9 protein-coding genes and 1 pseudogene are annotated in these 14,792 nt (G+C 74.7%); 6 read left to right on the top strand and 4 right to left on the bottom strand.

From position 1 onward, the window contains the following. Nucleotides 1-346 precede the first annotated feature (346 nt). A pseudogene (locus ACFQ11_RS07135) lies at nucleotides 347-1,681 on the bottom strand (protein kinase domain-containing protein); the annotation flags it as partial. After that, a complete protein-coding gene (locus tag ACFQ11_RS07130; RefSeq protein WP_378297101.1) occupies nucleotides 1,678-2,910 on the bottom strand; it encodes a hypothetical protein in 1,233 nt (410 codons plus the stop codon). The pseudogene ACFQ11_RS07135 and the gene ACFQ11_RS07130, both read right to left, overlap by 4 nt. Nucleotides 2,911-3,217: 307 nt before the next feature. Here ACFQ11_RS07130 and ACFQ11_RS07125 point away from each other — a divergent pair, with 307 nt between their 5' ends. The 3 genes from ACFQ11_RS07125 (at nucleotide 3,218) to ACFQ11_RS07115 (ending at nucleotide 9,887) form a co-directional block, all read left to right on the top strand. Further along, nucleotides 3,218-4,573 (top strand): hemolysin family protein, encoded by a 1,356-nt coding sequence (locus ACFQ11_RS07125; protein ID WP_378297099.1) that lies wholly within the window; start codon nucleotides 3,218-3,220, stop codon nucleotides 4,571-4,573. Continuing rightward, entirely contained in the window at nucleotides 4,561-5,571 is a 1,011-nt protein-coding gene (locus ACFQ11_RS07120) for a hemolysin family protein (RefSeq protein ID WP_378297098.1), read from the top strand. Before ACFQ11_RS07125 ends, ACFQ11_RS07120 begins: the two co-directional genes overlap by 13 nt. A 116-nt stretch (nucleotides 5,572-5,687) precedes the next feature. Then, on the top strand, nucleotides 5,688-9,887 hold the full coding sequence (locus ACFQ11_RS07115; RefSeq protein WP_378297097.1) for a hypothetical protein: 4,200 nt from the start codon (nucleotides 5,688-5,690) through the stop codon (nucleotides 9,885-9,887). 72 nt (nucleotides 9,888-9,959) lie between these two features. Here the strand turns inward: ACFQ11_RS07115 and ACFQ11_RS07110 are convergent, their stop codons facing one another. Both ACFQ11_RS07110 and ACFQ11_RS07105 read right to left on the bottom strand, forming a co-directional pair. Beyond that, nucleotides 9,960-10,349, bottom strand: a complete 390-nt coding sequence (locus ACFQ11_RS07110; protein ID WP_378297096.1) for a phage holin family protein — start codon at nucleotides 10,347-10,349, stop codon at nucleotides 9,960-9,962. Between the two features lie 92 nt (nucleotides 10,350-10,441). Beyond that, complete coding sequence (locus tag ACFQ11_RS07105) at nucleotides 10,442-10,903, bottom strand: hypothetical protein (RefSeq protein WP_378297095.1); 462 nt, start codon at nucleotides 10,901-10,903, stop codon at nucleotides 10,442-10,444. A gap of 166 nt (nucleotides 10,904-11,069) precedes the next feature. Here ACFQ11_RS07105 and ACFQ11_RS07100 point away from each other — a divergent pair, with 166 nt between their 5' ends. The 3 genes from ACFQ11_RS07100 to ACFQ11_RS07090 all read left to right on the top strand — a co-directional run bounded on the left by ACFQ11_RS07100 (nucleotide 11,070) and on the right by ACFQ11_RS07090 (nucleotide 14,764). Next, nucleotides 11,070-11,729 (top strand): HAD family hydrolase, encoded by a 660-nt coding sequence (locus ACFQ11_RS07100; protein ID WP_378297094.1) that lies wholly within the window; start codon nucleotides 11,070-11,072, stop codon nucleotides 11,727-11,729. Between the two features lie 35 nt (nucleotides 11,730-11,764). After that, entirely contained in the window at nucleotides 11,765-13,609 is a 1,845-nt protein-coding gene (recQ, locus tag ACFQ11_RS07095; RefSeq protein ID WP_378297093.1) for a DNA helicase RecQ, read from the top strand. 132 nt (nucleotides 13,610-13,741) lie between these two features. Continuing rightward, nucleotides 13,742-14,764: an alpha/beta hydrolase gene (locus ACFQ11_RS07090; protein ID WP_378297092.1), complete on the top strand. Its 1,023-nt coding sequence runs from the start codon at nucleotides 13,742-13,744 to the stop codon at nucleotides 14,762-14,764. Nucleotides 14,765-14,792 lie beyond the last annotated feature (28 nt).

Here is a 14,792-nt window from a genome sequence, read left to right as displayed (position 1 = left end):
CACACGAGTGGGGGTTACACGGGTCTCCGTGCGGCCGGCACTCTGCGGTCCGCTCCGTCGATGCAGCCTAGTCAACCCGCCTGCATGGTGACGCCGCCGGGGCCATATGTAGCGACCATATGTCGGCTTCGTGCGGTAGGTCGCGTGTGCTTCCCGGGAAGGAGGGGACGTCTGTCCCTGAGGAGGATGAACCGGTTGACGTAGTTTGATGTACTTCTTTCGCCGCCCCGGAGAACTCTGCCCGACCGGGCGCGGCCGACCGGGGGGAGACGGACGGCGATGTCGGACGAGCCGCGCGCGTTCACGAGGACCGCGACGGCGTCCGGACGGCCCGGCCTCCGCGGGGGCCGGGAGCGGCGCGCGGCGCGGGCGCCGCACCGCCCGGCCGCGCCGCCGCCACCTCCGCGCCCGCCGTGAACTGCTCGGGCCCGAACTGCGGCGACGGCGCCGGGCGCGGCCGCCCGTCCTCCGCCGACAGCACCTCCCGCAGCACCCCGGTCAACTGGTCCGCCATCTCCGCCGCGCTCCGGAACCGGCGCGACGGGTCCGGGTGCGTCGCGCGCCGCAGCACCCGGTGGTACGACTCGAACCGCTCGAACAGCGGCACCTCGTGGCGCGGCGGCAGGCTCCGCAGATGCCGCCCCGTGTACCCCCGGAACGGGAAGCTCAGCACCGCCAGCGTCCGCCCGACCGTGTACAGGTCCGACGCCACCGACGGGCCCTGCGACGCCACCTCCGGCGCCTGATATCCCGGCGTGCCGAACACCGGCCCGTCCCTGTCCGACATCCGCCGCACCCCGCCGAGGTCGATCAGCTTCAGCTGCTCCTCCGACTGGATCGCGTTGTCGGGCTTGAAGTCGCAGTACAGCAGCCCCACCCCGTGCAGGTACCCGAGCGCGCTCAGCACCTCCAGCCCGTACGCGAGCACCTGCCCGAGCGGCAGCGCCGCGTCCTCGCCCGCCTCGTCGCGGCGGCTCAGCAGGATGTCCTTCAGCGACCGGCCGCCCACGTACTCCATCACGATGTAGCCGGAGTCGCCGTGCCGCACGAAGTTGTAGATCTTGACGATATTGGGGTGCTCGACCTCCGCGAGGAACGCCCGCTCGGCCGCCGCCGCCGCGAGCGAATCCTCGTCACCGGCGTCCAGCAGGCCCTTCAGCACCACCCACCGGCCGCTGACGTTGTGGTCCCGCGCCAGGTACACCCAGCCCAGCCCGCCGTGCGCCAGGCAGCCCAGCACCTCGTACTGGCCGCCCAGCAGATCCCCGGGACGCAGCCTCGGCGTGAACGAGAACGCGTGCCCGCAGCGCGGGCAGAACCCCTCCGTGCGGCCCGGACGCCCGTCCCGGCCCCGCCCGACCTTCTCCCCGCACCGGCTGCAGAACCGCCGGCCCTCCGGCACCACCGGATCCCGCATGATCGCCGACGCCGGGTCCCGCGCCGGGACGGGCGGCACCTCCACCAGCCCCGCGCCCAGCATCCCGCGCCGCCCCGAACCGCTCCCGCCCGACGACCCGGAACCGCGCGACCCGCCCGACGCGCCCGGCACCGTCCGCGCCGCCCCGGCCGGGGCCGCGACCGGCTCGGGCACCGGCTCGTCCGGGGGCGCCATGCCGCAGACGTCGCAGAAACCGTCCTCGTCCACGACGCCCGCGCAGCCGGGCTGGGCGCACCGGTTCATCGCGCGGCCTCACCCGCCCGGACCGTCCGCTGATACTCCGCCAGCAGCGCCGTCGCCCGCCGCAGATCGCACGGCGCCGTCCACAGCACGTCCCGGGCCTCCTCGTACAGCGCGCCGAGCCGCTCGTCCTCCGCCAGCCCCAGCCGCGCCGCCTTCGCCCGGTACGCGTCCAGACGCCCCCGCAGCTCCGCCCGCCGGTCCAGCAGGCCCGTGCTCAGCCGCAGATCGCTGCGCGCCCGCTCCAGCGCGTCGTCCGCCGCCCGCTCGAGCTGCGCCACCCGCCCCGCCAGCTCCACCCAGCGGCCCGCCTCCCGCAGCCGCTCCAGCGCCGCCATCCGGTCCCGCAGCCCCGCCGCCAGATCCCGCGCCGGCTCCGGCAGCGTCGACGACCCGATCTTCACCCGGACCGTCTCGTACGCCTCCGCCGCCTCCCGCTCGACCCGCGCCACCTCCGCCACCGCGTCCGCGAGCTGCCCCGCGACCGCGTCGTAGCCGTCCCGCAACCGGGCGACGCCCGCCAGCTCGTCCCCCAGCGCCCGCAGCGTCCCGCACAGCCGGTCCAGACGCGAGGTGTCCGCGCGGCCGTCCCGCACCAGCGACAGCGGATCGGTGCGCACCACCCGGCCCAGCGCCGTCAGCTCCCGCCCCAGCCGGTCGAGCTCCGGATGCCGCGTCCCGTCCAGCGCGTGCGCCAGCTTCGCCGCGTCCCGCCACCGCCGCTCCGCCTCCTCCAGCGGCAGCAGCAGCGCCGACCACGCCGCGTCCGCCGCCGCGACCTCCCGCGCCACGAACTCGAACGCCTCCGACATCAGCGCCACCGCCTCGTCCAGCGAGACGCTCCGCTCCCGCGGACCCAGCAGCGTCCGGTCCGCCAGCGGGACCTCGCCGTCCGGCAGCGGCACCGACGCGCCCGACAGCAGCCCCGACAGCTCCGCCGCCGTCGCCGCGTCCGCCCGGCCCCGCCCCCGCAGCTCCACCGCCCTGTCCAGCACCCCCCGGTACGCCTCGAACAGCCGCCACAGCAGCGTCAGCCGCGCCCGCGCCGCCTCCCAGCGCCGCGACGTCTCCCCCGCGAGCCGCGCCCCCTTCAGCAGCCGCAGCCCCTCGTGCCCCTCCAGGTCCACCAGGGCCGCCGAGATGCGGTCGCGTTCCGCCTCGAGCCCGCGCAGGGCATGGTCGACCCCCTCCCGGCTCATGGGCGCGGCGGCCCCGGCCCCGCTCTCGTCCACGTCAGCCCCGCGTCTTCTGTAGGTCCCCGTGGGGGCGCGTCGCCCGCCCGTGCGACTGGGAGCACGGATCGCACCAGGATCGGGCAGACACTCCCCAACAAGTGTGATCCGTGACACTAGGCGAGACAAGCTTCTTTCTCCACAGGCACCCTCTCGCCGCCCACGGCTTCCGGTGTTCGAAAGCCGTGGCCGTACTCTTTCCACCGGGAACGTCATGACGCAAGATGGCGTTACCCAGATGAGCCTCGACTGAAAGGAGCAGTGAGTCCGCAGTGTCGGACCCCAGTCATAGACCCGGTGCATCGTGGTGACCGCTGTACTGGGTGTGCTCGCGGTGATCGTCCTCACCGCCGCCACCGGCTATTTCGTCGCCCAGGAATTCGCCTTCGTCGCCGCCGACCGCGCGACGCTCGAACAGGCCGCCGCACGCGGCGACACCTCCGCCAGACGGGCCGTGAAGGTCATCGGCCGCGTGTCGTTCATGCTCTCCGGCGCCCAGCTGGGCATCACGATGACGACCCTCGTGGTCGGCTTCATCGCCAAACCCGCCCTCGCCGAACTCATCGAACCGGTCCTCGCCGTCGCCGGCATCCCCGACGGCGCCACCGGAGCGATCGCCCTCGCCACCGGATTCGTCCTCGCGACGCTCATCCAGATGCTGCTCGGCGAACTGTTCCCGAAGAACCTCGCGCTGGCCCGCGCCGAATCGCTGGCCCGCGCCCTCGCCGCGTCCACCCTCGTCTATCTGACGATCTTCGGGCCGCTGATCCGGCTGTTCGACCGTTCCGCGGAACGGCTCCTGCGCGCCGTCGGCGTCGAACCCGTCGAAGAACTCCACAGCGGCGCGACCCTGGAGGAACTCGGCGACATCATCGGCAAGTCGCACAGCTCCGGGCACCTGCCCGCCGACCTGTCCGGCCTCCTCGAACGCGCCCTGTCGTTCGGCGACCGCACCGCCGACGAGGTCATGGTCCCGCGCCCGCAGGTCCGCTCGATGCCCGCCGACGCCACCGCCGCAGACCTCGTCGCGCTCATCCGGGAGACCGGGCACAGCGCCTACCCCGTCTACGGCACCGAGGTCGACGACGTCGTCGGCGTCGCGGGCGTCCGCGAAGTCGCCGACGACTCCCTCGACCCCGCGACGCCCCTCGCCCGCATCGCCCGCCCCGCCCTGCTCGTCCCCGGCAGCCAGCCGCTGTACGGCGTCATCGAGCAGATGCGCGACACCGGCGAGGAGTTCGCGTGCGTCGTCGACGAGTACGGCGGCCTCGCCGGCATCCTCACCTTCGAGGACGTCGCCGAGGAACTCGTCGGCGAGATCGCCGACGAGACCGACGCCCACGAGGACGCCCCCACGTCCGCGCCCGACGGCTCCTGGCTCGTCGACGCGGGCCTGCGCGTCGACGAGGTCTCCCGCATCATCGGCCTCGACCTCCCCCGCGGCGACTCCTACGACACCCTCGGCGGGCTCGTCATGGCCGAACTCCGCCGCCTCCCCGCCCCCGGCGACCGCCTCACCCTCGACCTGCGCCTCCCCGCCGCCCGCGTGGAGATCGAGGTCGTCAGCATCGAACGCCGGGTGGCGCAGAAAGTGAAGATCAACCTGTCCGGGGACGAGCGCCTCGACGCCGCCGCCGAGCGGGAGGCCGCATGGACCCGCTGACCACCCTGCTGATCACCGTCCTGCTCCTCGCCGGCAACGGCTTCTTCGTCGCCGCCGAGTTCGCGCTCGTCGCCGCGGGCCGCCCCCAGCTCGAACGGGCCGCCGCCTCCGGCAGCCGCCCCGCCGTCGCGGCCCTCGCGGGCGTCCGCGAACTGTCCCTGATGCTCGCGGGCGCCCAGTTCGGGATCACCATGTGCTCCCTCGGCCTCGCCATCGTCACCGAACCCGCCTTCGAGCACTTCCTCGAACCGCCCCTGCACGCCCTCGGCGTCCCCGAAGCCGCCACGAAGGCCATCGCCCTCGCGTGCGCGCTCGCCGTCGTCACGTTCCTGCACATGGTCGTCGGCGAGATGGCCCCCAAGTCCTGGGCGATCTCGCACCCCGAACGGGCCGCGCTCATCCTCGCGCTCCCGTTCCGCGCGTTCGCGAAGATCTCCCGTCCCGTCCTCGCCTCCCTCAACGCGACGACGAACGCCCTCCTGCGCCTCTTCCGCGTCACCCCGAAGGACGAACTCGACGACCACACCGACCCCGCCCGCCTGAGCCACCTCCTCGGCGAATCCCGCCGCCTCGGACTCATCGGCCGGCACGACCACGAACTCCTCCGCCGAGCGATCTCCGCGCGCGAAGTCACCGTCGGCCGCCTCGTCGTCCCCGCGACGTCCGTCACCACGATCGCCCCCGACGCGACCGCCGCACAGATCCGGCGCGTCGCCACCGCGAGCGGCCACAGCCGGCTGCTCGTCCGCGACCCCAGCCGCCCGGGCATCGTGCACGTCCGCGCGGCGATCACCGAACCGGACGGCGAACGCCGCGCCGCCGACCTCGCGCACCCCGCGCCCGTCCTCACCGCCGAGACCACCGTCCTCGACGCCGTCAGCCGCCTCCGCCGAACTCGCGCCCCCCTCGCCGTCGTCAACGACACCGAAGGCGAGTTCACGGGCATTGTCACCCTCGACGACCTGCTCGCCGAACTCCTCGCGACGAACCCGCACTGACACGTCCGCCCGTGAAGATCATCACGAGGCCGCACTTTCGCCGGGTGTGAGACGTTAGACACGAGCAGAAGAGGAGAAAAACGGCCGCGAGGTCGATCGGGACGGGGATGGCGTCGGTGAACAAGTCAACGAGCGAACCTGGCGACGAGGCCGTCACCACGTACGTCCCCGAATCCGAGATCCCCACGGCCGTACTCCCGCTGCCGACCCCCGGGGAACCGGACGCGGAGGCCGAGACCCCGCCGCCGTCCGAGGAGACGGACACGGCCACGGGAACCCGCGCGACGCCCCCGCCGCCCGAACCCGCCGAGGACGAACGGGCTCCGCAGCACGGCCAGAGCACCGGCGCACAGGCCGAGCCGAGCGGGCCCGGCACCACGCGCACGGACGAGCGCGTCCTGCCCGACGCATCCCCCGAGGCCGATGCGGCCGAGCCGGTGGGCGCCCCCGCTGCGGAAGGCGCTCCCGACCCCGAGCGCATCTCGGGGCACGGCCAGAGCACGAACCCCGAACCGAGCGACGCCCAGGACGACCACCCCGCGCCCGGCCCGGGGGTCGACGCCATGACTCCCGGCGCGACGGACGGCGACGACGGCGACGCACGGGACGCCCTCGCGGACGAGCGAGCCTCGCAGCACGGTGAGACCAGCAGCACGCCGGCCGAGCCGAGCAGCGACGAGGCCGCGCACGGCCGGACGTCCGGCACCACGCCCCCGGACGACGCACGGGACGTCCCTTCGGACGAGCGGGCGGCGCAACGCGGCGAGACCGGCGGCACGCGCCCTAGAGCGAGCGACGACAAGGACGACCGCCCCGCGACGGCGCCGGAGGGCGGTGCCGCCGACGAGCGAGGGGACCTCCCCGACGCGGAGGCGCCCCACCACGAAACGTCCGCCGCCACCCCGACCGAGCACGGCGGCGCAGGCGCCGGACCAGGGATCGCCTCCGACGACACGCCCACCCCCGAAGCAACCCCCGACGAGCCCGCGACGACCGACGCCGGAACTGAAGCGGCTTCCGCGAGCGAGCCCGCACCGCCCAGCGCGTCCGGCACCGCCCAGGACGACGCCACCACCAGCATCCAGCCCGAGGCAAGCGGCGGCGACGCCCCGACCGGCTCGGAGAGCGGCGACACGCCGAACGACCAGGCGCCCGGGATCGCGGATCCGGACGACGGCGACCCGCAAGACGTCCCCACCACCAGCACCCAGCGCGAGGCGAGCGGCGACGCGCCGACCGGTGCCGGGGGCGGCCACGGTGGCGGGGACGGGGGTTCGGGCGGCGGGTCGGGCGGGGACGGGGGCTTCGACGAGGGTGTTGAGCGGGTTTGCGCGGCGCTGATCGACGTCTACGAGGGGTTCGATGCGGCGCCGCGCGAGGACGGGACGGTCGGCTGGGCGGGCCAGTTGGCGGCGCTCCGGGCGTTCCGCGAGCGGCGAGTGGTCGGGGATTGGGACGTTCTCGCCCGGTTCGTCATCGAGGGACGGGGCGTGCCGGAGGCGGACGGTGTCCGCATCGTGCCCGTGTCCGATGAGGCGCACGTGGCGGCGACCGTCCGGGAGGTGCTGGACGGGCTTCTCGCGGCCGGGGAGCGGGTCCTCGTGCTGGCGCCGACGGCGCTGCGGGCGGCCGCGGTGCTCCGCGAGGTCGAGGACGACGCCGGGGTGTTCGCGCTGGCCGTGGACACCGAGCCCGGGGACGCGCCGCCCGAGCCGCCCCGCAGGCCGCCGGAGCGGCCGAAGCCGCCGCACGGGACCGTCGAGTTCAAGCGGGTGCCGAACGTCACGCGGGCGCAGGCGCTGCCGGTGCCGTCCGCGCCCGAGACGTGGGTGCGCGGGGCGGCGCTGCGGGCGGCCGGGGTGGCGTGGCGGCAGTCGTGGGAGACGGAGCTGCGGACGCTCCGGCGCGGGCTGATGTGGCTGGAGCAGTGGCCGCGCGACCATGCGACGCTCGAAGCGGTGCGGGCCGAGAACGTGCGGCGGCGGGAGGCGTTCGAGGCGGAGCGGGCGGCGCTGGCCACGGCGATCGAGGAGGCGCGCGACGCCGCCGCGGTCGCGGCGGGCGCGGCCACGGAGGCGTCGGCGGACGCCGAGCGGCTGGACGTCGAGCAGCGTGCGGCCGAAGCGGAACTGGCCGGCCCCCGGGAAGAGGCGGAGCGGCTGCAGGCGGCCGCGGACACGGTGTCGGCGGAGGCCGGCGAGCTGACGCGCGTCGCGGACGCGGCCCACGCGCGGTGCATGGAGCTGTCCCGGCGGGAGCAGGCCGCCCAGGGCGAGATGCAGGCGGCGCGGCAGACGGAGGAGTCGCTGGCCGACGAGCTGGAGCGGGCGCGGGAGGCGTTGCCGGCGGCGGTCCGGGAGGCCGAGCGGGCGGTGGCGGCGGACGCGGACGCGGCGGCGGAGGGGCACGCGAGCTACTACCGGCTGGTGTCGGCCGAGTCGGCGCTGTCGGCGATGCAGAAGAAGATGTCGCTCGGTCAGCGGCTGCACGTGGCGTCCCCGCCGTCCGGCCTGCGGAGCATGCGCGCCGAGGTGAAGGCGCGGCGGCGGGAGGCGGACGAGGCGGCGAAGCGGGCGGCGGAGGCCCGGCACGCGGCGGAGGAGGCCGACCGGCTGCGGCGGGGCCTCGACCAGTTCGTCACCGACGGCAGCGCCCGGATCGGGGCGGCGCGGGAGGCGCAGCAGCGGCTCGGCGAGGAACTGGCCTGGCTCGCGGCGGAGCGGGAGCGGGCCGACGCCGAGCACCGTGAGCAGGCGCGTCTCGCGGCGGAGGCGGTGCATCGCGCGACGGAGGCGGGCCTGGCGGCCCGGGTCGCGAAGCAGGCCGCGCGGAAGATCGAGGAGCGCGTCGAGGCGGCGCGGGCCGCGCGGGAGGAGGCGCTGGCCGTCGCCGAACGGGAGGGCGCGGCCGCCGAGGAGGCGGCGCGGCGCGCGGCGGAGGCGTCCGCCGAACTGGAACGCCGTTCCGCGGAGGCGCAGGACGAACTCGCCGCGCGCGAAGCCGAACTGCGGACGGCCGAGGAGGCGGAGGCGCGCGGGCGGGAGCACGTCGAGGAGATCTGCGGGGCCGACCCGTCCGTCGAGCCGGACGCGATCGCCGCGAACCAGAACCGCGTGATGGCACGCATCGAGGAACTCGCCGCGTACCTGGACGGCCGCGCGCCCGACGGCGATCTCCTCCTCCGCACCGCCGACGTGGTCGTCGCGACGCCCGTGGCCGCGGGCCTCGCCCTGGACGACGCGGAGTTCGACGCGCTGATCACCGCGGGGGACGTCCGGGACGCGGACTTCCTCGTCGGCGCCGTCCGCACCCGCCGCTGGGTCCTGGTCGGCCCGCCCGGCGCACCGCCGCCCGCCCACCGGGAGTACGCCGACGCGGAGCCCGCCGACCGCCTTTCCCGCGGCCCGCTCAGCCGCGCCGCCGCCGCGCCCCTGGCGACGCACCCCGAAGACGCGACCCCCCACGCCCCGCCGTCCGCCGGCACACCGGACGGCGACGGCCCCACCGGGGACGATCCTCCCGAGGGACCGACGCTCCAGGCCCCACCCGCGCCGGACCCGACGCCCGACGACGAACCCGACGCGGAGGCGGCGCCGGACGTCCTGACGTCCGGCGCCCACGAACCGACATCCGGGGCCGAGCCCGCCGTGGACGTGACACCCCACGAACGGACCTCCGAGGACGAACCCGCCCCGGACGCGACGCGCGACGAACCGGCCCCCGGAGACCTGCCCGCCCCGGACGCGACGCCCGACGAACCGGCCCCCGGAGACCTGCCCGCCCTGGACGCGGCGCCCGACGTCCCGGCCCCCGAGAACGAACCCGAGCCGGACGCGGCGCCCGACGAACCGGTCCCCGGAGACCTGCCCGCCCCGGACGCGGCGCCCGACGTCCCGGCCCCCGAGAACGAACCCGAGCCGGACGCGTCGTCCCGCGGCGCGGCGTTCACCGACGAATCCCGTGCCGACGCGTCCCCTGAAGACGGGACGGCAGACGCGACGCTCGTGGACGAGGCACCCGGCTCCCCGGCCTCCGATGACGACTCGACGCCCGGCCTCCCGAGGTCCCGCGGCGCGGCGTTCGCCGACGAGGCCAGTGCCGACGCGTCCCCCGAAGAGGCCGCCGCAGACGCCGCGCCCGCAGACACACCCCCCGAAGACACCACGCGGGTGGACACGTCCCCCGGTGACACGTCCCCCGGGGACGCGTCCTCCGGGGACGCGTCCTCCGGGGACGCGGGGGGCGGTGGGGCGGCCGGTTCCGGTGAGGCGTCCGCGTCCCGCCGCACGGACGGGACCGGCGACGGCGGCCGGTAACGCGAAGCGCCCGAGGAGCGGGCGGGCGTCCTCGGGCGGTTCGGGCGGCCGGACGGGCCGCGGGGCGGGCGGTCAGTCGTCGTCGCCGACGAGCAGGTTCAGCACCCAGCCGACGACACCGACGACGATCGCGCCCCAGAAGGCGGGCCAGAAGCCGTCGACGTGGAAGGGGAGTTCGAGGCGCGCGGCGGCCTCGCTGGTCAGCAAGAGCAGCAGCGCGTTGACGACGAGGCCGATGAGGCCGAGGGTCAGGACGTAGAAGGCGCAGCCCAGCGTCTTGACGATCGGCTTGATGATCGCGTTGACGATGCCGAAGACGACGGCGACGCCGAGGAGGGTCAGCGCACGTCCGCCGGTCGTGTCGCCGACGCCCGTGACGCCCTGGACGGTGATGCCGTGGATCAGCGCGGTGGCGGCCCACAGGGCGACCGCGGTGATGCCGACCTTGAGAAGAATGCGCACATCACCAGAGTGCGCGGCCGGGCCTGGGGCCGCCATCAGTCCGTGCGGCGATTTCGCGGGGTGCGTCGGTCACCGTCTGGTAGGAGACGGCCTCATTCGTTGCGGTCGAAGAAGGGGGACCGGGCGGACGGCCCCTGCCCGGCGGGGGCGGGAGCGGGGGCGGGGCGCGGCGGCCATACCTGGGCGCCGGGGCGTCCCGGCTGCCGCCCGGCGGGGGGCGTCCCGGCCTCGCCCCGGCGGACGCGCGCGAGTTCGCGTTCGAGCCGCCGCTTCTCCATTTCGAGGGTGGTGAGCGATTCTTCGTGCTCTTCGCGCAGGTCGCGGAGGTCGCGGCGGGCGCGCAGGACGCGTCCGGCGCCCATGAACGTGAACATCGTGCCGATGACGAAGACGGCCGCGACGGCGGCTCCCGCGACGAACACCTGCCATTCGTTGTCGACGACGGGCACGTCCTGGCCGAAGACGACGAGTTCGGCGGGGCCGGTGTTGGCGAGCAGGACGCCCGCGCCGACCGTGATCGCCGCAGCTACCAGGAGGAATCCGACGAAAACCATGTGCAGAGCTCCTCTGCTGTGACTCCGGAGGGGGTACGGAGGACCCCCACCATGCCAGACCCCCCACGCCCGGATCCGAAAAATCAGCATTCGCCCGATTCGGGTTCCGGTCCCCCGGGCCCGGGTACGACCGAGAACCGGCGAACGAAGCACCTGGAGGACGACCATGCCCCTGCAGGCAATCGTGTTCGACCTGGACGGGGTCCTGATCGACTCCGAGCCCGTCTGGGAGGACGTCCGGCGGGCCTACGTCGCCGACCTCGGCGGGCGCTGGCTGCCGGACACGCAGGAGCGGCTGATGGGCATGAGCACCGACGAGTGGGCCGAGTACATCGCGTCCGACCTGGTCGAGGGCGTGTCCGCGGAGGACGTCGCGTACGAGGTGATCGACCGCATGTCGCAGCGGTACGCCGAACACCTCCCCGTCCTGCCGGGCGCGCGGGAGGCCGTCCGCCGGATGGCCGAGATCCGCCGGCTGGGCCTCGCCAGTTCGTCCCCGCGCGCGCTGATCGACATCGTCCTCGGACGGCTCGGCGTCGAGTCGCTGTTCCCCGCGACCGTCTCGACCGAGGAGGTCGACCGGGGCAAACCGGCACCGGACGGCTACCTCATGGTCGCCGCGCAGCTCGGCGTCCCCGCGGAGGACTGCGTCGCGATCGAGGATTCCTCGAACGGCCTCCGCTCGGCGCACGCCGCCGGGATGCGGGTGATCGCGATCCCGCGTCCCGCGCACCCGCCCGCGCCGGACGCCCTGGCGCTCGCCGCGCACGTCGCGGACGGCCTCGACGACCTGACCGCGGAGGTCGTCCACAAGGTGGCGAAGTGACGCACGGTGTCGGCGGCGGCTCCTAGTATGGGCGAATGTCCTCCCCCGAGACTCCCGAGTCGTTCGTGACGGACGAGATCGACGAGACGCTGCGCCGCGTGTTCGGCTACGACACGTTCCGGGACGGCCAGCGCGACATCGTCGAGCACGTGGTCTCCGGCGGGGACGCGCTGGTCCTGATGCCGACGGGCGGCGGGAAGTCGCTGTGCTACCAGATCCCGGCGCTGGTCCGGAAGGGCACCGGCATCGTGATCTCCCCGCTGATCGCCCTCATGCAGGACCAGGTCGACGCCCTGCGGGCCGCCGGCGTCCGCGCGGGCTTCCTCAACTCCACCCAGGACCTGGACGAGCGCCGCATCGTCGAGGCGCAGTTCGTGCAGGGCGAGCTCGACCTGCTCTACCTCGCGCCCGAGCGGCTGCGGCTCCCCGCGACCGTGGAGCTGCTCGACCGCGGCGACGTCGCGCTGTTCGCGATCGACGAGGCGCACTGCGTGTCGCAGTGGGGGCACGACTTCCGGCCCGACTACCTGATGCTGTCGGGGCTGCACGAACGCTGGCCGGACGTCCCGCGCATCGCCCTCACCGCGACGGCGACCGAGGCGACCCGCGCGGAGATCGCGTCCCGGCTCGATCTCGAGCGGGCGCGGCACTTCGTCGCGAGCTTCGACCGTCCGAACATCCAGTACCGCATCGAGCCGAAGACGGACGCGAAACGCCAGCTCCTGCGGCTCCTGCAGACCGAGCACCCGGGCGACGCGGGCATCGTGTACTGCCTGTCGCGCAACTCGGTGGAGAAGCACGCGCAGTTCCTCACCGAGAACGGCATCGAGGCCGTCCCGTACCACGCGGGGCTGGACGCCGAGACGCGCGCGGCGAACCAGTCCCGGTTCCTGCGGGAGGACGGGCTCGTCGTCGTCGCGACCATCGCGTTCGGCATGGGCATCGACAAACCGGACGTCCGGTTCGTCGCCCACCTCGACCTGCCGAAGTCGGTCGAGGGCTACTACCAGGAGACGGGACGCGCGGGCCGCGACGGGCTCCCGTCCACGGCGTGGCTCGCCTACGGCCTGCAGGACGTCGTCAACCTGCGCAAGATGATCGACTCCGGGGAGGGCGACGCGGCGTTCCGGCGCCGGCAGAGCACCCACCTCGACGCGATGCTCGCGCTGTGCGAGACGCCCGGGTGCCGCCGCGTCCAGCTCCTGAACTACTTCGGGCAGGACGCCGAGCCGTGCGGCAACTGCGACACGTGCATCACCCCGCCCGAGACGTGGGACGCGACCGTCCCCGCGCAGAAGGTGCTCTCGACGGTCGTGCGGCTCGACCGGGAGCGGCGGCAGAAGTTCGGCGCCGGGCACATCATCGACATCCTGCTCGGCAAGAAGAACGCGAAGATCATCCAGTTCGACCACGACGCGCTGAAGACGTTCGGCATCGGCACCGAGCTCCGCGACGTCGAATGGCGCGGCGTCGTCCGGCAGCTCCTCGCGCAGGGGCTGATCGCCGTCGAGAGCAACTACGGGGCGCTCGTCCTCACCGACGCGAGCGCCGAGGTGCTGCGCGGCGACCGCCGCGTGATGATGCGCCGCGAACCCGAACGGCCCACCGCGAAGGCCGCGAAGACCGCGAAGGACCGCAAGGCCCCCGTCGAGCTGCCCGCCGAGGCCGCTCCGCTGTTCGAGCGCCTGCGCGCCTGGCGCGCCGCGACGGCGAAGGAACAGGGCGTCCCGGCCTACGTGATCTTCCACGACGCCACGCTCCGCGAGATCGCCACCGTGCATCCCACGACCCTCGCCGAACTCGGCGGCGTGAGCGGCGTCGGCGAGAACAAGCTGGCGAAGTACGGCGACCAGGTCCTCGAGACCCTCGCCGCCGACTGACGTTCGCACCACCGCCCGACCGGCGGCCGCACCCGCCGACCGGCGTCCACGCACCCGCCGCGCAATCGGCGGCGCGGCTTTCGTTGCCCGTGTGAGGCGCCGGCTCCGGCGGGCGCACCTAGCTTCCTCCGCATGACCCACCTCACGCGCGCGCAGGCGCGCCGCCGACGGTTCCTCGCGGGCGCGGCGGGCGCCGCGCTGCTGTCCGCCGTGCCCGCTCTGGCACCCGCCCCGGCCACCGCCGCGCCGTCCTTCGCCCCCGCCGACACCGGCGCGCGCATCGTCGACCAGACCTGGCTGGACGACCGCACCTTCGACGTCACGATCGACACGCCGAGCCTCGCGCAGCGGGTCAAGACGCGGATCATCGTCCCGGAGAGCTGGACGCCGGACGCCGCGCGCACCTGGCCCGTCGTGTACGCGTACCACGGGGGCCGCGACAGCTACGTGTCGTGGACGCGCAGCACCGACATCGAACGGTACGCCGCGCCCCACGACGTCATGGTCGTCATGCCCGAGGCGGCCAACGGCGCGTACACCGACTGGTACAACGACGGCGAGGGCGGGCCGCCGATGTGGGAGACGTTCCACACCGTCGAGGTCCTCCAGCTCATGGAACGCAACTTCCACGCCGGGACGGCCCGCGCCGCGATGGGCATCTCGTCCGGTGCGGGCGGCGCGATGACGTACGCGGGCCGCCGCCCCGGCATCTTCCGGTACATCGCCGCGTCCAGCGGCGTCATGCACACGACGATGCCGGGCGTGCCCACCATGCTCGTCCTGACGCAGGCGCTCTACACCGAGACCGAGGACGCCACGGACGTCTGGGGCGTCCCGGGCGTCCACGACGCGAACTGGCTCGCGCACGACCCGTGGGTGCTGGCGCGGAACCTGCGCGGCGTCGGCCTGTTCGTGTCGAGCGGCCGCACCGGCCTGCCCGGCCCGCACGACCGTCCGGCCCCCGGTGAGGAGGAGTCGGTGCAGGTCCAGGAGGTGATCTGCGGCCGCACCACCGAGTCGTTCCTGCGCCGCCTCGGCCGGCTCGGCATCCCCGTCACGTCCCACGTGTACGAGGACGGCTGGCACAACTGGGAGGCGTGGCGCCCCGAGATGGACCGCTACTGGGCGCCGATGATGCGGGCGATCGGCGCCTGACTCCGCGCCGGGCCCCGGGCCCGCCGCG

Origin of the sequence: Actinomadura sediminis (genome assembly GCF_042675525.1) — a bacterium.
GTDB classification, from domain to species: Bacteria; Actinomycetota; Actinomycetes; order Streptosporangiales; family Streptosporangiaceae; genus Spirillospora; species Spirillospora sediminis.
Note: the sequence above shows the minus strand (reverse complement) of the source record. Positions and strands in the feature narration are given on the sequence as shown.